The organism is Arthrobacter sp. YD4 (genome assembly GCF_030410515.1).
Classification (GTDB): Bacteria; Actinomycetota; Actinomycetes; order Actinomycetales; family Micrococcaceae; genus Arthrobacter.
Genome location: NZ_JAUHHD010000002.1, coordinates 463,052 through 479,818 on the forward strand (window position 1 = coordinate 463,052; position 16,767 = coordinate 479,818).

The following is a 16,767-nucleotide window of genomic DNA, read 5'->3' on the forward strand; positions in this document are numbered from 1 at the left end:
CGTGGCCCGCCGGTGCGGCGGAGCAAAGGTTCGGGCGCCGGTCCCGGCTCAGCTGATCAGGTGGTGTTCGTAGGCGAAGGCGACCAGCTGGATCCGGTTCTTCAACGCGAGCTTGCCCAGGATGGCCCCCACGTGGGACTTCACCGTCGCCTCACTGAGCACCAGCTCCGCGGCGATCTCGGCGTTGCCGAGTCCTTTCGCGGCCAGGCCGAACACGTCGCGTTCCCGGCCTGAAAGCTCCGCGAGCGCAGCCTGATTTCCGGGTTCCGGCGTCGTATAGTCACGCAGCAGCTCGTTGGTCAGGGCCGGGGCGATCACCGAGTGGCCGGAGTGGACCGTGCGGATGGCCGCCAGGAGGAAGTCCGGAGTGGTGTCCTTGGTGAGGAACCCGGCGGCACCGGCCCGGATGGCCCTGACCACGGCTTCGTCGTGCTGGATGGTGGTCAGGACGATGACCCTGGTGGCGTTCTGCGGGTGGTCGGTGACCGTCCGGGTGGCAGTGATTCCGTCCATCACGGGCATCCGGATGTCCATGAGGACGACGTCGGGGGCCACTTCCCGGACGAGGTCGACGGCGGCCGCGCCGTCGACTGCCTCGCCCACGAGTTCCATGTCCGGCTGGCTGCGAAGAATCATGGTGAGACCGGCGCTGAAGAGCGGCTGGTCATCCACGACGGCCACCCTGATCGGTGCGGCGCTCATGGCTTCACTCCCGCGAGGACTGGGTCGCCTGTGTCGCGAGCTGTGACGCCAGGATCCTCGGCCATTACCTCCGGGCCGTCGGGATCCGCCTCATTCCGGTCCGCCGCGGTGCGAGGCAACCACGCCGTGACGCTGAAGCTCCGCGCATCCCTGGTTGTTTCGAGGCGCCCGCCGGCCGCTGCGGCCCGGGCCCGCATCCCCGGTATCCCGTGCCCCGCCCGTTCCGGTCGCTGCCCGCCGTCGTCGGGACCCAGCGTGGAAAGAACACGCAGCTCCACGCCGTCGTTGTCCCAGTCCAGGGTGAGGTCGGCGCCTCGGCTCCGGTCCCCGTGTTTGAAGGCGTTGGTCAGGCTCTCCTGGGCGAGGCGAACGATGGCCTGTCGCCGGTGCCCGTCCACCGGCCACGGCGCACCCGTCTCCCGGAGCCTGACCTGCAGGCCGCTGTCACCCAGCCGGCGCGCGAGGTCCCGCAGTTCCGACCCGGGGTGGGACGCGGGGCAGGCCGGTGCCGGCGAGAACTGCTCGACCAGGCGGCGGGTTTCGACCAGCGCGGTCCGGGCGGATTCGGAGATGACCCCGGCGGCCCGGTCCACAGCCTCGGGTTCCGTCCGGTGGATGAAGCGCATCCCGTCGGCCTGGCTGACGATAATGGTCAGCGAGTGGGCCAGGACGTCATGCAGCTCGGAGGCGATGCGGTTGCGTTCCTGTTCGACGGCGAGTTCCGTGGCGGTCAGGCGGAGCCGTTCCTCCGCGGCCTTCTGCGCCCGCTGGCTCCGGGAGGCCCGCTTCATGGCCGTACCGGCGGCGCAAGCGGCGAGATTCAGTGCGGCGAAGGCCCCGAAAATCAGGAAAGCGTACGTCAATGTCCGCAGGGGTCCCCGCCCGTAGATCTGGGTGCCGAAGACGAAGTTGATCCAGGTCTGGTCGGTGAACCAGGTGGCCGTGACGAGGCCGGCGGACACGACCGCGGCCGCCGCCGGGACCCATCGGCTCCGCTGCCCCCACCCCAGGACCGCGAAGAACAAAGCCACGGGCACCACCGCGTAGTTCAGGACCCCGGACTGGAAGACGAGCGGGAAGACCCTGAGGCACTGCAGCGTCAGCCCGACCAGGACCAGGCCGAGGGCCGCCGCCGGGAGCAGCTCCGCCACCGCCACCGCCGTGACCAGCGCCAGCAGCAGCGCACTCTTCTGGTCGAAGTGGCGGTCCTCCAGGACGGCCAGCGCCAGGATCAGCACCATGGCCGTGGCAGGCGCGGCGAGCACCCTCAGGGACGGGATCTTTGTGAACATGCCCCCACCCTAAGCAGGGCCGGGCGCCGTTCTACCGCTCCGCGGCGCGAGTTCCACCCGCCGGATGACCAAGTTCAGCCGCAGGGATGAGTTCCGGCGGGCCCGCGTCGCCGCTGTGCACCGCCGTCGTCCGCCGTTTGGCGCAGGCCTCAGCCCGCGGGCAGCCGGTAGACCGAGACGTGGCTTCGGGAGTCCGCCGTGAAGTCGCTCCGGTCCCAGTCCGCCCAGCGGGATTCCAGTTCGAAGCCGGCCAACCGGGCCATTAGGTCCAGCTCCGCCGGCCAGATGTACCGGTGCGGCGTGCGGCCCATCCGAGCGTCGCGGCCGCCGGAAACGTCCGGATCGAACCGCACATGGTGCGAGACCACCAGCTGTTGGAGCACGTCATAGGTGTCCACCAGCAGGTAGCCGGGCTCGCTGACCTCCACCGTCGCCCCGCGGCCGGGCGGCAGCGAGCGCAGCTGAGGCACCCAGAGTTCGACGACGAAGCATCCGCCGGGGGCCAAATGCCGAGCGGCGTTCCGGAAGCACCGGACCTGCTCCTCCTGCGTCAGGAGGTTGGAGATCGTGTTGAAGACCAGGAAGGCCAGGGCGAACCCCTCCCCCGCCGAGGCCTCCACCATGTCACCCCGCACGACGGGAATCTCCTGCGGGCCGGCCTTCTCTCGGAGCCTTGCGATCATGGCGTCGGAGAGCTCGATGCCGGTCACCGGGACGCCGGCCGCGGCCAGCGGAAGGGCCACCCGGCCGGTTCCGATTGCGAACTCGACGGCGCGTCCCCCGGCGGCAAGTTCCGCAAGGACCTCGACCGTCGGCTCGAGCACCTCCGGGGCGAACATCCCCTCGCCGGGTGTGTCATAGCGGGAGGCGGCGTCGGCGTCCCAGAGCTGCTGCTGGTTGATCATCCCGCCACTATTGCACCCGGAACCCCGGTCCGGAAGGAAGCTGGGCGTTCCCGGACAGCCCTTCAGCGCCCGCCGCTTCGACGGTTCCCTGCCGGATAGACGCTCAGACGGTATGTATCAAGCTGTTTGTGACAGCTGGGTGGTTGTTTTGTGGTTGATGCCGGCCGGGGAGGGGGCTCCGGGCGCGGTGGGTTTGCGGCGGTATCGATGCGGGTTGCGGTTGTAGCAGGCGTCGAGGGTTGCCTGCCGCTGACTGCGTGCCTGCTCGATGTGTCCGTGGTGGACGGTGTCGGGGGTGTAGTAGTTCAGGCCGCTGTGGCGGTGGTTGGTGTTGTAGTCGGTGAAGAACGCAGCCATGTGGTCCCGGGCGTGGTCCAGGTCTGCGAATCTGCGGGGGAAGTCGAGGTCGTATTTGACGGTCTTGAACAGGGACTCGGAGTAGGGGTTGTCATCGGAGACCCGGGGCCGGGAATAGGAGAGCTCGATGCCCAGGGCCCGTGCAAGGTCCAGGGTGGTGCCGGCCCGCATGGGCGCCCCGTTATCGGCGTGCAGAACCCTGGGGCTGTGTTGGTTTCCGGTGACGGCGTCCTGGATCAGGGCGGCGGCCAGGGCGGCTGTCTCGGTGTGTTCGACCCGATGCCCGACGACCTTGCGGGAGTAGACATCCATGATCGTGTAGAGCCGGTAGGTGTGGTTGCCCGGCCCGTGGAGCATCGTGATGTCCCAGCTCCAGAGCTGGTTCGGGGCGTCCGCGTTCAGGACGGGTTTGACCCGTTGCCGGGAACCGGTGGCGTTGCGCTGTTTCCGGCGGTCCCCGTTCTGCCCGTGCGCGGCCACGATCCGGTGCGCTGAGGCGATCGAGAAAGAACAGTGACCGGTGTCCAGCATCCGGTAGTAGGCCTGGCTGACCGAGAGGTTCCCGTAGTCCTCGGAGTTGAGCCGTTCCATGAATTCCTCCGCCTCGGCCGTGCTGATCCGGTTCGGGTAGGCCCGGCCCTTATGCGGGAGGGTGATCCCGGCGGGGATGGAGGGTTTCAGATGCCGGTACCAGGTGGTGCGGTGAAGACCCAGCAGGGCGCAGGTTTTCACCGCTGACCAGCCGGCCGAGACCAGATGCCCGGCAAAGGTCAGGGCGATTCCTTTCCAGACTTTGGGATCAACCATTCGGGCCGGCCCGGTTCCGGCTCCGGAAGGTGCGAGTCCGTTGCCGCCGCGCTCCTGGCCATCGCGTCCAAGAGCGCGGAAGCTTTTCCCAGAATGTCCACCGCGGCCTCGGACCGGGCCAGTTTGGCCTTGAGGATCTCGTTCTCTCTCAAGACCCGTTTGAGCTGTTGTTTATCTCCGGCGTTCAAGCGCTGGTCCTCACTTCCTGGCGCGGCATTGGATCTCAACTCCCCGGCCTCGCGCTGACGGACCCAAAGTCGGAGAGTGCCCTCCGTGATACCGACCGCCCTGCTGAACGCGGTCTTCGAACCGCGTTCAAGGCACTTGTCGTACTCCTCCAGAATCGCGTGCTTCTGCGCGAGAGTGAAGTGGCTCCGCCGGGATCGACGGGAAGGGATCACAAAATCCATCACGGACCTTTCCCCGCCCCGAACGCCCGGCCGTGAACGACAAGCAAACCTGTCACACAACAGCCTGACACACAGGGCAGAAGCGTCGATTCCGCGGGGAACCGTCGAAACGGGCACGAGGAGTGAGCGTACAGCGGCGCGAGGGGCAGATGCGAGGAAGTGGGCGCCGGGAGGAGCTAGCCTCCCGCTCCCCTATCCCGCCGCGTGGATCACCGGGATGGACGCCGTCGCCGGGCCGGGGAAGACCGTGGGCTCGGGGCTCTCCACCGGCTGCACTGGGAAGGACACGGCGTCGGTCCCCACGGTGCGGCGTTCACCGCGGACGTCGACCTCCAGCGGGCCGCCCTCGACCATGGCCAGCCGCAGTTCCCGGTGGTCCAGCTGCACGTGCAGCAGGCCGCCGCGGAGCTTCAGGTGGAAGTCCAGGGAATCCCATTCGGCGGGCAGCCGCGGATCGAAGTACGGCACCTCGCCCTGGTCCCGGAGGCCGGCGAAACCGCTGACCAGCGAGCTCCACACGCCACCGGTCGAGGCGATGTGGACGCCGTCGATCGTGTTGCCGTGAGTGTCGTCCAGGTCGATGTAAACAGCGTGCAGGAAGTGGTCCAGCGCGGCCTTGCCGTAGCCCACTTCGGCCGCCATGATCCCCTGCACACAGGCGGACAGGGTGGAGTCCCCGGTGGTGATCGGGTCGTAGAAGTCGAACGCCCGGCGCTTCTCCTCGGCGCTGAAGTCCTGCCACTGCAGGAACATCGCCAGCACCGTGTCCGCCTGCTTGAGCACCTGGTGCCGGTAGATCACCAGCGGGTGGAAGTTCAGCAGCAGCGGGTACTTCGAGCGCGGGGTGTTCCAGTCCCACGGCTCCAGGGTCATGAAGTCGTTGTCCTGGGAGTAGACCTGCAGGTCGCCGTCGTAGGGCAGGTGCATCCGGTTGGCGGCCTGCTCCCACAGTTCGCGCTCGGCGTCGTCGATCCCCGGGTGGTCCAGCGCCGCGGCGGCACGCAGGTTAAAGCGCGCCATGACGTTGGTGTAGAGGTTGTCGTTGACGACGGCTGTGTACTCGTCCGGGCCAGTGACGCCGTGGATGTGGAACAGCCCGTCCTTGCCGAAGAAGCCCAGCGAGGCCCACATGCGCGCGGTCTCGATCAGCAGCTCGGAGCCTTGGGTTTCGCGGAAGGCCGCGTCCCCGCTGGCCCAGATGTAGCGGTTGGTGGCGAAGGCGATCGCGGCGGCGATGTGGAACTGGGCGGTGCCGGCGGCGTAGTAGGCACTCGCTTCCAGGCCGTTGATGGTGCGCCACGGGAAGAGCGCGCCGTCCACGCTGAGTTCCTTGGCCCTGACCCGCGCCTCGGGCAGCAGGTCGTGCCGGAATTCCAGGACCTGCCGGGCGTTGTGCGGGGTCGTGTAGGTCAGGTACGGCAGGAGGTAGACCTCCTGGTCCCAGAAGTAGTGCCCGTCGTAGCCGGAGCCGGAGACGCCCTTGGCCGGGATGCCGGCGACGTCGGCGCAGGCCGTGGCCTGGGCCAGCTGGAAGAGGTTCCAGCGGATGGCCTGCTGCAGCTCGGACCGGCCGCCCACCACGATGTCGCTGGTGGTCCAGTACTCGCGGTAGTGCGCCTCGCTCTGGGCGAAGATGTCCGCCACCGGCAGCAGTTCGCGCTCGGCGGTTTCCGCCGGGTCCTCGTCGGTGCCGCGGGCCACGGCGTAGCTGACGCTCTTCTCCAGCCGGAACGGCTGGTCCGGGCTGACGGCCAGGACGTAACGGACGCTGCTGTCGTCCTGGTCCACCTGGGTGTCGAAGGGCTGGACGTTGGCGGAGGTCCAGTGGTCCACGGCCATGCCCAGCCGCTGCCGGGACTCCGCGGCCTCCCAGGAGAGGCGCAGCGAGCCGTCGCCGCCGTCGAGCCGGAGCGGCAGCAGCACGCGTCCGGCGTGCCGGCCGGCGCGGCGCGGGTCGTGGGCGGAGTGGTCCTCCACCGGCTGGTCCTGGCGGTTGACGACGGCGGAGGTCACGTCCGCGGAGATCTCGCGGTCGGCGGAGACCTCCAGCGAGATACCGAGGGTGCCGCGGGCCTGATAGCCCACGGCGCGGCGTTCGGTGGTGGTTACCGTGGACCCAGACCGGCACTGCCAGACGATCCGGCACTCGTAAATGCCGGTAGCAAAGTCCACGCTGCGCCGGTAGTCCAGGACCGTGGACTCCTCCAGGCTGAGCATCTCGCCGTCGATCACCACCGCGAAGTTGTTGGCATCGGGGATGTAGAGGATCCGCTGGCCGGTGCGGGCGAAGCCATAGGCGTTCTCCGCGTGCTTGATGTCCCAGATTTCGTGGAAGCCGTTGATGAAGCTGCCGGGCAGTTCGGCGTCGGCGGCGGCCCAGTGCGCGCCGCGGATACCGAGGTGGCCGTTGCCGAGGCTGAACAGGGTCTCCAGGGTGCCGGCGTTGCCGGGGACGTGGGCGGTCTCCACGAGTTGCCAGGGGTCGTTGGGGAACCTGGCGCGGTCCGAGGTGATGAGAGCCATGGTGGGGGTCCTTCTGGGGCGGAGGGTCTGGTGCGGGTGGGGTGGGTGGCGGCTGCGGGCTAGAGCAGCTCGGCGAGGTCGCTGACCACGAGGGTGGCGCCGGCGTCGAGCAGGGTCTGGCGGCCCGCTCCCCGGTCCACGCCGATGACCGAGTGGAAGCTCCCCGCGCTTCCAGCCTGGACACCGGAGACGGCATCTTCGACAACGATGCATTCCTCGCTCGGCAGCTCCAGGAGCCGGGCCGCGTACTGGTACGTGGCCGGGCTGGGCTTGCCGGGCAGGCCTTCGGAGAGGGCGACGACGCCGTCGACCACCACCGGGAAGTAGTCCGAGAGTCCCGCGGCCTTCAGCACCGGGACCGCGTTGCGGGAGGAGGAGACGACGGCGAGCTTGAGTCCGCGCTGGAGGGCGGCCTCGATGAAGCGCACCGAGCCCTCGTAGGGCTGCACGCCGCCGGCGGCGACGATGTCGTTGAACACCTTGTTCTTGCGGTTTCCCAGCCCGTGCACGGTGTCGTGGGCCGGGTCGTCGTCGGCCGGGCCCTCGGGCAGCACGATGTCCCGGGAGGCCAGGAAGTCGCGGACGCCGTCGAAGCGGGGCTTGCCGTCGATGTGGTCGAAGTAGTCGCTCTCCCGGTAGGCCTGCGCCCCGGGGACGTCCTTGAGGTACCCGTTGAAGAGTTCCTGCCAGGCGCGCTCGTGGACCACCGCGGTGGGTGTCAGCACGCCGTCGAGGTCGAAAAGGACGGCGGAGGCGCCTGCGAAGGCGTCGGCCGGCAGGGCCTCGGGGGAAGTGGCAGTCATGGGTTCGGGTGTCCTTCCAGACGGATGTAGAGATTCGGGGGTGGAGCCGGGGGTCTGCTGTCCGGCCGCGGGGCCAGGAGTGTGGTCAGCGTCGTCGGCGGGTACTGCGCCGCTCCACCAGCTTGGTCTCGAGCAGGTGGACGGTGCGGGCCGGCGGTTCCGGCCGGAGCAGGCGCTCCACCAGCAGGTTCGCGGCGAAGGCGCCCTGGTCCGCGACCGGCTGGGCCACGGTGGTCAGGCCCAGGAACCAGCTCATTTGATGGTCGTCGATCCCGATGATCGAGACGTTTTTCGGCGCCGACATGCCCAGGTCACGCAGGGCCATCAGCGCACCGAAGGCCGTTTCGTCGCAGCCGGCGAACACGGCGGAGGGGAGCCTGCGGTTCTCGACCAGTTCGGTCATGGCCCGGCGGCCGCCCTCGATGCTGGAGCCGGCATCCAGGACCAGGTCCGGGTCCAGCGTCAGGTCGTGCTCCGCGAGCGCCCGTTCGAAGCCGCGGCGGCGGGCGTCCGCGGTGACCACGGTGCTCGACGGCGGCTCCGTGCCGGCCAGCATTGCCAGGTCCCAGTGGCCCAGGTCCAGGAGGTGGCCGGTGGCCTTCCGAGCCGCTTCCTCGTCGTCGATCCCGACGTTGTCCCAGGGCACGGACTGCATGCCCACGCTGGCGACGGCGAGGCCGGATTCCTCCAGGGCCGCGACCTCGGCGGCGTCCAGCGCCACGTTCAGCAGCAGGACCCCGTCCACGCGCTGGGCCAGTCCGGCCAGGTCACCGAACAGCTTGCGCTGCACGCTGGGGCGGTTCCGGAGGCTGATCAGCACCGTGTCGTAGCCGCTGTCGGCGAAGACCTCCTCCGCGGCCTCGACGGCCTGGGCGAAGAACCACGCGGTTGCGGTGGGGACGATGATGGCGACGGCGCCGGTGGAGCCTCCGGCCAGGCGGGAGGCTGCGCTGGATGCGCGGTAGCCCAGCTTGCCGGCCGCGTCCGCGACCTTGGCCTGCGCCTTTTCGGACACATTGGGGAGGTTGCGGAGTGCACGGGAGACGGTGCAGATCGAGAGCCCGGAGAGGGCTGCCACGTCCTGGATGGTCACGCGCGGTGCCTTAGCCATGCGACACGGGCCTAGACCTTTCTCCCCAGCAAGTAGTGGGCCGATCAAATTGGCCAAATTAGAGTGTAAACGCTTATAAAAACAGGGCGCAAGTACCCGGATTCGGGCCATCGAATGGATTATCCGCCGGGCCCGGGCTCCGTCAACGCAGGACGTAGTGCCGCAGGAACGCCCCGACGTCCACCAGCTCGGCCGCCGAGATCGAATGCCCCATCCCGGGGTAGCTGCGGGCCGTGAGCTGGGTGTGCTCTTCCAGCCATTCGGCCGTGTGTTCGGTGGCGGCGTCGTTGATGACGACGTCGTCCTTGTCCCGGCCCCAGAAGAACGGCGGGCGGGCCTCAAACGACTCACTCATGGCCAGCAGTTCGTTCTCCAGTACGAACCCGGAGAGCCCGACGGCGGCGCGGAAGCCTTCGGGTCGCAGGCGCAGCAGGGTGCTGGCCATGGCCATGCCCTGGGAGTAGCCGAGGAGGCTGACGCTGCTGTGCCGGTCCTTGACCGAGTCGATCCAGGCGAAGACCCGGTTGGCGGCGGAAATCACGTCCGCGAAGTCGTGGGTGAGGAAGTAGTCCAGCAGGAACCAGCCGTAGTCGTCGCCGATCACCTTCGGGCCGCGCAGCGCGGCGCAGGTGAACTCGGGCGGCAGGCTGCCGAACAGGTTCGACATCCGGGTTTCGTCCGTGCCGTAACCGTGCAGCATCACCAGCAGCGGGGTGCCCTCCCGCTCCGCCTCCGGCCTGGACCAGGCAACCGTCTCCATCCGGCCAGCCTAGCGAGAACCCGGGCCGCGCCGTCGAACCGGGGCTTGCCGCGCCGGTTCCGGAAATCCGCTGCGCTTCCGGACCGGCGCACCCTGGGTCCGGGCCGCGCCGGTCCGGAAGGGGCGCGGAAACCCGGAAGTGACGCGAAAAACCGCCCTCACCTGCGGTTTTTCCGTCAAGCCGGGGCCGAAATCGTTGTATCCGGGGGTGCCGGGCTGTAGCGTGACAATGGACAGCATGCTTAGCGTTGGCCGCAGCCCTTCAGGCGGCGGCCCTGGTCGCGACCCGGACTCTTCGATACCGACTGCACCACAGGACTTCACCAGACTCAGCCAGTGACACCGTCCATCCGGACCCCTAAGGAGCAAGAAATGAGAATCGGATCCTCCATCTTCCTGATCGCCCTCGGTGCCATCCTGGCCTGGGCCATCACCCCCGGACTGATCCCCAACGTGGACCAGACCATGATCGGGTACATCCTGATGATCGTCGGCGTGATCGGCCTGATCGCCTCGCTGATCCTGGCCTCCCCCGGCCGCAGCCGCACCCGCCGCGTCAGCGAGACCCGCTCGGTGGTTGACCCCAACACCGGCGAGACCATCACCCGCAACGAGAGCCGCGACGCCGGCATCTAGCCAGAGGCCCGCCATCCCGGCGGGCGCAGCCCCGCATAGCACCGCCCGGATGCCGGGCCGGACCCCACTGGTCCGGCCCGGCATCCGGCGTTTAAGCAGCATCCGCCCCACCCCTCCGGGCCCCGCCACCGAAACCCCCGCACCAACGTTCTTTGTTCTTGTGGTTTTTCGTTGACAAAGCCACATGATCAAAGATAAAGTCAATCAATTCCACTTCGATGTGACAGCGGTCACCGAAGTCGGGACCAGCAGGATCCGCAGCCACGTCAAAGCCGCAATGGAGGGCAAGTGTTCGCCGAGGAACGCCAGCAACTGATCGTTGAGCTCGTGGCCGCCAGCGGCCGGGCCAGCGTGACGGACCTCGCCGAGCGTTTCAGCATCACCACCGAAACCGTGCGCCGCGACCTGGCCGCCCTCGAGGCCGCCGGCAGCGTCCGCCGGGTCCACGGCGGCGCCGTCTCCCCCGAACGGATCAGCACCACCGAGGAGAGCATCCTCGAACGCACGGTCCAGCGCCCCTCGGAGAAGACCCGGATCGCCGCGGCGGCCCTGGCCCTGATCCCCGAGGACCGTTCCGGCAGCATCCTGATCGACGCCGGATCCACCACCGAGGCCCTGGCCGGCATGCTGGCCGCCCGCTCGGCGGCAGGCACCACCGGCGCCGGCAGCAATGGTGCCGACGCCGAACTCGTCGTCATCACCCACGCCCTGCCGATCGCGGCCAGGCTCTCCGGCGAGACCGGCATCGCCCTGCACCTGCTCGGCGGCAAGGTCCGCGGCCTGACCCAGGCCGCCGTCGGCCAGTCCACCGTGGAGGCCGCCGGCCGGATCCGGCCGGACATCGCCTTCATCGGCACCAACGGCATCTCCGCGGCCTTCGGGCTGAGTACTCCCGATCCTGAAGAAGCAGCCGTCAAGGCCGCCTTCGTCCGCTCGGCACGCCGCATCGTGGTGCTGGCCGACTCCTCCAAGCTGGACGCGGAAACGCTGGTCCAGTTCGCCTCCCTGAAAGATCTGGACACCGTGATCACCAACTCGAATCCCAGTCCGGCCCTCGCGGCCGCGCTCTCGGACGCCGGAGTGGAGGTGGTGGTCGCATGATCGTCACCCTCACCGCCAACCCCAGCCTGGACCGAACCGTCGCCCTCCCGGGTCCCCTGCAGCGCGGCGAAGTCCAGCGCGCCCTCTCCGTCCGGCAGGAATCCGGCGGCAAGGGCGTCAACGTCTCCCGGGCCCTCGTGGCCTCCGGGTTGAAGACCCTCGCCGTGCTCCCGGGCGCGGAGGCCGACCCGGTCCTGGCCGGGCTCCGAGATACCGAGGTGCCCTTCGCCGCCCTGCCGATCGGGGAGCCGCTGCGCAGCAACGTGGCCCTCACCGAACCCGGCGGCGTCACCACCAAGATCAACGAACCCGGCCCGGTGCTGAGCGCCGAACAGCAGGAGGCCCTGATCGGGCTGCTGCTGGACTCCGCCCGCGGCGCCAGCTGGGTGGTCCTGGCCGGCTCGCTCCCGCCCGGAGTTCCGGCCGATTTCTACGCCACCGTCACCCGGCGGCTGCGCTCCACCCACGACGGCTCCGAGGCACCCCTCATCGCCGTCGACTCCTCCGGCGAACCCCTCGCCGCAGCGGTCTCCGGCGACCCCCTCGGCATGCCGGACCTGCTCAAGCCCAACGCCGAGGAACTGGCGGAACTGGCTGCAGCGGCCGGCTTCGCCACGGACAAGTCCGCCGAGGAGCTCGAGGCCGACCCGGAGGCAGCCGCCACGGCCGCCGCCGCCGTCGTCCGCTCCGGGGTGGGCGCCGTACTCGCCACACTCGGTTCCAAGGGTGCGGTTCTTGTGACGGCCGACGGCGCGTGGCTCGCCACGCACCCGCCGGTCACCGCGGTCAGCACGGTGGGCGCCGGCGATTCGTCGCTGGCCGGCTACCTGCTCGCCGCAAGCCAGGGCGCCGCCCCGGCTGATTGCCTTCGTCAGGCGGTGGCCCACGGTGCCGCCGCCGCCTCCCTGCCCGGCTCCCGAGTCCCGGCAGTGCACCAAACCACCCCCGATGCCGTAACCATCACGGCCCTGACAAAGGATTGACAGTGACCCAGCTCATCACTCCCGAACTGGTCGAGCTCGACCAGAATCTCGGCACTTCACCCGAGGACGTGATCCGGCACCTGGCAGGCAAGGTTGCAGCCAACGGACGCGCCACCGAGGTCGAGGGCCTCTTCGCCGACGCCTTCGCCCGTGAGTCCAAGACCGCTACCGGCGTGCCCGGCGGCATCGCCATCCCGCACTGCCGCTCGACGGCGGTCACGGAGGCCACGCTGACCATGGCCCGCCTCTCCAACCCGGTCAACTTCGGCGCCAAGGACGGCCCGGCGGACCTGATCTTCTTCATCGCAGCCCCGGAAGGCGCTGACCAGGAGCACCTGAAGCTGCTCTCCAAGCTCGCCCGGTCCCTGATCAAAAAGGACTTCACCGCCGCCCTCCGCGCCGCGTCCAGCCAGGCCGAGGTCGTGGAACTGGTCGAGGGTGCCTTGGCCGACAAGCCCGCCGCCCACGCCGCAGCTCCCGCCGAACCGGCAGCCGCAGCCACCGGCGCCGCTGCTGCCGGCACCGCCGGTGCTGCGCGTGCCAAGCGCCTCGTCGCCGTCACCGCCTGCCCCACCGGCATCGCGCACACCTACATGGCCGCCGACTCCCTCGTCGCCGCGGCCAAGGAGGTCGGCGTCGACCTGCAGGTCGAGACGCAGGGTTCCTCGGGCGCCAAGGCGCTGGACCCGGCCGTGATCGCCGCCGCCGACGCGGTGATCTTCGCGGTCGACGTCGACGTCCGCGGCAAGGAGCGCTTCGCCGGCAAGCCCGTCATCAACGCCCCGGTCAAGCGCGGCATCGACGAGCCGGACAAGATGGTCCAGGAGGCCCTCGCCGCCGCGGACAACCCCAACGCCCGCCGCGTCCCGCACTTCGGCGCGGAGGAACAGGCCGAGCACGAGGCCGAGGAGCGCGGCGAGCACGTCGGCCAGAAGCTGAAGAAGGCCCTGCTCACCGGCGTCAGCTACATGATCCCGTTCGTCGCCGGCGGCGGCCTGCTGATCGCTCTCGGCTTCCTCATGGGCGGCTACCTGATCACGAAGTTCGCGGACAACATCGTCCTGCAGAACTCCCTCTTCAACCTGCCCACCCAGTACCCGGACAACGCCTGGGGCCCGCTCGGCGCCTACCTCGGTGCCGTCCTGTTCAAGATCGGCGCCCTCTCGCTGGGCTTCCTGGTCCCGGCGCTGGCCGGTTACATCGCTTACGCGATCGCCGACCGTCCGGGCATCGCCCCCGGCTTCGTCGCGGGCGCCGTCGCAGGCTTCATGGGCGCCGGCTTCCTCGGCGGCATCGTCGGCGGCCTGCTGGCCGGCTACATCGCCCTCGTCATCGGCCGCCTGCAGGTGGCCCGCTGGCTGCGCGGCCTGATGCCCGTGGTGATCATCCCGCTGGTGGCCTCGCTGGTGGCCTCCGGCCTGATGTTCGTCATCCTCGGCGGCCCGATCGTGGCCATCACCAACGGCCTGAACTCCTGGCTCTCCGGACTGACCGGCGCCGGCGCGATCGCCCTCGGCGTGATCCTCGGCCTGATGATGTGCTTCGACCTCGGCGGCCCGGTCAACAAGGTTGCCTACTCGTTCGCCGTCGCCGGCCTCGGCGCCGCCTCGATCGACAACCAGGCCCCGTGGCAGATCATGGCCGCCGTGATGGCCTCCGGCATGGTTCCGCCGCTGGCCATGGCCCTGGCCTCGACCGTCCTGAACAAGAAGCTCTTCAGCCTGGCCGAGCAGGAAAACGGCAAGGCCGCCTGGCTGCTGGGTGCCTCGTTCATCTCCGAAGGCGCCATCCCGTTCGCCGCGGCCGACCCGCTGCGCGTCATCCCCGCAAGCATGCTCGGCGGCGCGGTGACCGGAGCCATCTCGATGGCGGCCGGCGTCGGATCCAAGGCCCCGCACGGTGGCCTCTTCGTCTTCTTCGCCATCGACAACTTCCTGATGTTCGTCGTTGCGATCGCCGTCGGCACCGTGGTTACCGCCCTGTCGGTGATCGCGCTGAAGCGCTGGGCAGTCAAGAAGACCGTTGATACGGTGGAACCGGTCCCCGTCACCGTCTGAGCCGGTTCACCACAGACCATTCCACGCTGAAAATCTAGGAGCAACAATGACCGAACGTAACGCCACCATCGCCAGCCGCGTGGGCCTGCACGCCCGCCCGGCCGCCATCTTCGCCGAGGCCGCGGGCGAGTTCGATCTGGACATCACCATCGCCCGGCTCGGCGAACCCGCGGACGAGGCCATGGACGCCGCCAGCATCCTCTCGCTGATGAGCCTGGGCGCCTCGCACGGCGAGGTTGTGGTGTTGCGTGCCGAGGGCGACGGCGCCGACGCCGCCCTCGACCGCCTGGTCCAGATCCTCGAAACGGACCACGACGCCGAGTAGTCAGCGACGCCGACAGGCCGCCGCTCCTTCCCCTCGCGGGACGGGGCGGCGGCCTTTCGCTTTAAGGCCCGGGCTTCCTTGGGATGCAAGGCGGCGGAGCTAGGCTGGGGCCATGACTTCGGGGGAATCTCATCCGGCCGGCTCGCGCTTTCGCTGGCAAGTGCTCCTAGTGCCGCTCCTTGGGATGGCAGCCATCGCCGCCGGGATTGCCGCACTCCAAGCACCGCGCCGGAGTGCCGGCTGGTTTGCCTATGCCCCGCTGGCCGACCAGTCATTCTTCTCGGACGACTTCATCCTGATGGACGACCTGGCCCGTGCGGGTTACCTGCTGGTGGGGGCAGGACTTCTCACACTGGCTTTCTGGCTCGGCTTCCGGCTGGGACGACGCCGCGCAGGTCACCACGGTTCCCGGATGTAGCGGCCCCACGGACGATTCGTCAGCATGCTGACGAAATGCTTGTGTTCGCTTCCGCCCGTGGTTAGCGTGGGCAGGAAGGGCGCAGGGGGCCGGCCGGCTCCGGCACCGCACGGATTCAGGACGGTTCAGGACCGATCAGGAGGGGTAGGCATGCCGACCAAGAAGGGCGCACCGCAAGGCTCCGAGAGCCCCAGCATCAAGGACCCCGAGATGTATGAGGCGCTGCTCGAGGACGGCGCCTCCAAGCAGAAGGCGGCACGGATCTCCAACGCCGCGGCCAAGCGCGGGCGCTCCAGCGTGGGCAGCAAGGGCGGCCACTCCGGCGACTACGAGGACTGGACGGTCCCGGAACTGAAGAAGCGCGCCAAGGAAATCGGGCTCACTGGCTACTCGGCCAAGAAGAAGAGCGAACTCATCTCCGCTCTGCGGAACTCCTAGACTGTGTCGGCGCTGCCCCGGGCGGCCTCCCCCGGCTCAGGCGCCCTTCCGCGCCGCGGTCTTCGCGGTCCCGGACTTGGTGGCGGCCGTCTTGGTGGCTGCTGTCTTGGTGGCGGCTGTCTTGGTGGCGGCAGTTCTGGTCCCGGCAGACTTGGTGCTGCCGGACGCGCCTGTGCCGGACTTCGCGGCGCTCGTCTTTGCGGCCGCGGGTTTGGCGGCGCTGGATTTGGCGGTGCCGGATTTGGCAGTACTCGCCTTGGCGGCGGCGGTCTTCGTCGTGCCCGACGTGGCGCCCCCGGACCCGCCGGACGCGCCCTCGGAGGCTCCGCCGTCGGACCCGCCGCCGCGCTTGCGTTCGATGCTCCGCTTCAGGGCGTCCATCAGGTCGATCACCTCGCCGGTGCCCGCCTCCGCCGCCGGAGCGCCGAAGGTCTCCTCCGTGTCCAGCGAGTCGCCCTGCTCGATCTTGGCGTCGATCAGCTGCCGCAGCTGGAGCTGGTAGTCATCGGTGAACTGCGCCGGATCGAAGTCGGCCGCCATCGAATCGACCAGGGCAGCGGACATCTCCCGCTCCTGGGCGGAGATCCGGACGGTGGTCTCCAGGGCCGGGAAGTTGGCCTCGCGTACTTCGTCGGCCCAGAGCAGGCTCTGCAGGACCAGCACGTCGCCGCGGATCCGCAGGGTGCCCAGACGGGTCTTCTCCCGCAGCGCAAACTGGACCACCGCTACCCGGTCCGTGTCCTCGAGCGCCCGGCGCAGCAGCATGTACGCCTTCGGCGACTTGGCATCCGGCTCCAGGTAATAGCTCTTCTCGAACATCATCGGGTCCAGCTGGTCGGCAGGGACGAACTGCACCACCTCGATCTCGTGGCTGTTCTCCGCCGGAATGGACTTCAGTTCCTCGCGGCTGAGGATCACCGTCCGGCCATCGTCCTCGTACGCCTTGTCGATGTCCTCATAGTCGATGACCTTGCTGCACACCTCGCAGCGGCGCTGGTAGCGGATCCTCCCGCCGTCGGCGTTGTGCACCTGGTGCAGGCTGATGTCGTGATCCTCGGTGGCGCTGTAGACCTTGACGGGGACGTTGACCAGGCCGAACGCTATCGCGCCTTTCCAGATGGCTCTCATGGCTCAAGTGA

At 69.0% G+C, this 16,767-nt stretch carries 17 protein-coding genes; 7 read left to right on the forward strand and 10 right to left on the reverse strand.

Features of this window, described 5'->3' with window-relative positions:
• Positions 1–48: 48 nt before the first annotated feature.
• From QWJ39_RS06610 to QWJ39_RS06650, 9 genes are all read right to left on the reverse strand, one after another.
• Positions 49–702 (reverse strand): response regulator transcription factor, encoded by a 654-nt coding sequence (locus QWJ39_RS06610; RefSeq protein ID WP_290256940.1) that lies wholly within the window; start codon positions 700–702, stop codon positions 49–51.
• Complete coding sequence (locus tag QWJ39_RS06615) at positions 699–1,994, reverse strand: histidine kinase (RefSeq protein ID WP_290256941.1); 1,296 nt, start codon at positions 1,992–1,994, stop codon at positions 699–701. Before QWJ39_RS06615 ends, QWJ39_RS06610 begins: the two co-directional genes overlap by 4 nt.
• A 149-nt stretch (positions 1,995–2,143) precedes the next feature.
• Positions 2,144–2,899 (reverse strand): class I SAM-dependent methyltransferase, encoded by a 756-nt coding sequence (locus QWJ39_RS06620; RefSeq protein WP_290256942.1) that lies wholly within the window; start codon positions 2,897–2,899, stop codon positions 2,144–2,146.
• Positions 2,900–3,016: 117 nt separating this feature from the next.
• Complete coding sequence (locus tag QWJ39_RS06625) at positions 3,017–4,063, reverse strand: IS3 family transposase (RefSeq protein ID WP_290256937.1); 1,047 nt, start codon at positions 4,061–4,063, stop codon at positions 3,017–3,019.
• Positions 4,027–4,473 carry a transposase gene (locus QWJ39_RS06630; protein ID WP_290256938.1) on the reverse strand — a complete coding sequence of 149 codons (447 nt, stop codon included), beginning with the start codon at positions 4,471–4,473 and terminating at the stop codon, positions 4,027–4,029. Before QWJ39_RS06630 ends, QWJ39_RS06625 begins: the two co-directional genes overlap by 37 nt.
• Before the next feature lie 192 nt (positions 4,474–4,665).
• Positions 4,666–6,996 carry a glycosyl hydrolase family 65 protein gene (locus tag QWJ39_RS06635; protein WP_290256943.1) on the reverse strand — a complete coding sequence of 777 codons (2,331 nt, stop codon included), beginning with the start codon at positions 6,994–6,996 and terminating at the stop codon, positions 4,666–4,668.
• A gap of 59 nt (positions 6,997–7,055) precedes the next feature.
• Entirely contained in the window at positions 7,056–7,799 is a 744-nt protein-coding gene (locus QWJ39_RS06640; protein WP_290256944.1) for an HAD-IA family hydrolase, read from the reverse strand.
• Between the two features lie 85 nt (positions 7,800–7,884).
• Positions 7,885–8,910, reverse strand: coding sequence for a LacI family DNA-binding transcriptional regulator (locus tag QWJ39_RS06645; protein ID WP_290256945.1), 1,026 nt, complete (start codon positions 8,908–8,910; stop codon positions 7,885–7,887).
• Between the two features lie 142 nt (positions 8,911–9,052).
• Complete coding sequence (locus QWJ39_RS06650; protein ID WP_290256946.1) at positions 9,053–9,670, reverse strand: phospholipase; 618 nt, start codon at positions 9,668–9,670, stop codon at positions 9,053–9,055.
• 372 nt (positions 9,671–10,042) lie between these two features.
• Here QWJ39_RS06650 and QWJ39_RS06655 point away from each other — a divergent pair, with 372 nt between their 5' ends.
• The 7 genes from QWJ39_RS06655 (at position 10,043) to QWJ39_RS06685 (ending at position 15,628) form a co-directional block, all read left to right on the forward strand.
• A complete protein-coding gene (locus QWJ39_RS06655; protein ID WP_290256947.1) occupies positions 10,043–10,306 on the forward strand; it encodes a DUF6458 family protein in 264 nt (87 codons plus the stop codon).
• 288 nt (positions 10,307–10,594) lie between these two features.
• Complete coding sequence (locus QWJ39_RS06660; RefSeq protein ID WP_290256948.1) at positions 10,595–11,407, forward strand: DeoR/GlpR family DNA-binding transcription regulator; 813 nt, start codon at positions 10,595–10,597, stop codon at positions 11,405–11,407.
• Positions 11,404–12,390 carry a hexose kinase gene (locus QWJ39_RS06665; protein WP_290256949.1) on the forward strand — a complete coding sequence of 329 codons (987 nt, stop codon included), beginning with the start codon at positions 11,404–11,406 and terminating at the stop codon, positions 12,388–12,390. The genes QWJ39_RS06660 and QWJ39_RS06665 overlap by 4 nt, the downstream gene beginning before the upstream one ends.
• Positions 12,391–12,392: 2 nt before the next feature.
• Positions 12,393–14,447, forward strand: a complete 2,055-nt coding sequence (locus tag QWJ39_RS06670; protein ID WP_290256950.1) for a fructose-specific PTS transporter subunit EIIC — start codon at positions 12,393–12,395, stop codon at positions 14,445–14,447.
• Positions 14,448–14,493: 46 nt separating this feature from the next.
• Positions 14,494–14,772, forward strand: coding sequence for an HPr family phosphocarrier protein (locus tag QWJ39_RS06675; RefSeq protein WP_290256951.1), 279 nt, complete (start codon positions 14,494–14,496; stop codon positions 14,770–14,772).
• A gap of 112 nt (positions 14,773–14,884) precedes the next feature.
• Positions 14,885–15,190, forward strand: coding sequence for a hypothetical protein (locus tag QWJ39_RS06680; protein ID WP_290256952.1), 306 nt, complete (start codon positions 14,885–14,887; stop codon positions 15,188–15,190).
• Positions 15,191–15,340: 150 nt separating this feature from the next.
• On the forward strand, positions 15,341–15,628 hold the full coding sequence (locus QWJ39_RS06685; protein ID WP_290256953.1) for a Rho termination factor N-terminal domain-containing protein: 288 nt from the start codon (positions 15,341–15,343) through the stop codon (positions 15,626–15,628).
• Positions 15,629–15,664: 36 nt separating this feature from the next.
• On the opposite strand, the gene QWJ39_RS06690 is transcribed toward QWJ39_RS06685, so the two are convergent.
• Positions 15,665–16,756: a Ku protein gene (locus QWJ39_RS06690; RefSeq protein WP_290256954.1), complete on the reverse strand. Its 1,092-nt coding sequence runs from the start codon at positions 16,754–16,756 to the stop codon at positions 15,665–15,667.
• Positions 16,757–16,767: the final 11 nt, after the last annotated feature.

Bases quoted from the DNA above. Each gene is read 5' to 3' on its own strand.
- QWJ39_RS06615 (WP_290256941.1), bottom strand. From the start codon at position 1,994: ATGTTCACAAAGATCCCGTCCCTGAGGGTGCTCGCCGCGCCTGCCACG.
- QWJ39_RS06630 (WP_290256938.1), bottom strand. From the start codon at position 4,473: ATGGATTTTGTGATCCCTTCCCGTCGATCCCGGCGGAGCCACTTCACT.
- QWJ39_RS06685 (WP_290256953.1), top strand. From the start codon at position 15,341: ATGCCGACCAAGAAGGGCGCACCGCAAGGCTCCGAGAGCCCCAGCATC.
- QWJ39_RS06650 (WP_290256946.1), bottom strand. From the start codon at position 9,670: ATGGAGACGGTTGCCTGGTCCAGGCCGGAGGCGGAGCGGGAGGGCACC.
- QWJ39_RS06645 (WP_290256945.1), bottom strand. From the start codon at position 8,910: ATGGCTAAGGCACCGCGCGTGACCATCCAGGACGTGGCAGCCCTCTCC.
- QWJ39_RS06610 (WP_290256940.1), bottom strand. From the start codon at position 702: ATGAGCGCCGCACCGATCAGGGTGGCCGTCGTGGATGACCAGCCGCTC.
- QWJ39_RS06675 (WP_290256951.1), top strand. From the start codon at position 14,494: ATGACCGAACGTAACGCCACCATCGCCAGCCGCGTGGGCCTGCACGCC.
- QWJ39_RS06665 (WP_290256949.1), top strand. From the start codon at position 11,404: ATGATCGTCACCCTCACCGCCAACCCCAGCCTGGACCGAACCGTCGCC.
- QWJ39_RS06625 (WP_290256937.1), bottom strand. From the start codon at position 4,063: ATGGTTGATCCCAAAGTCTGGAAAGGAATCGCCCTGACCTTTGCCGGG.
- QWJ39_RS06635 (WP_290256943.1), bottom strand. From the start codon at position 6,996: ATGGCTCTCATCACCTCGGACCGCGCCAGGTTCCCCAACGACCCCTGG.
- QWJ39_RS06640 (WP_290256944.1), bottom strand. From the start codon at position 7,799: ATGACTGCCACTTCCCCCGAGGCCCTGCCGGCCGACGCCTTCGCAGGC.
- QWJ39_RS06655 (WP_290256947.1), top strand. From the start codon at position 10,043: ATGAGAATCGGATCCTCCATCTTCCTGATCGCCCTCGGTGCCATCCTG.
- QWJ39_RS06620 (WP_290256942.1), bottom strand. From the start codon at position 2,899: ATGATCAACCAGCAGCAGCTCTGGGACGCCGACGCCGCCTCCCGCTAT.
- QWJ39_RS06690 (WP_290256954.1), bottom strand. From the start codon at position 16,756: ATGAGAGCCATCTGGAAAGGCGCGATAGCGTTCGGCCTGGTCAACGTC.
- QWJ39_RS06680 (WP_290256952.1), top strand. From the start codon at position 14,885: ATGACTTCGGGGGAATCTCATCCGGCCGGCTCGCGCTTTCGCTGGCAA.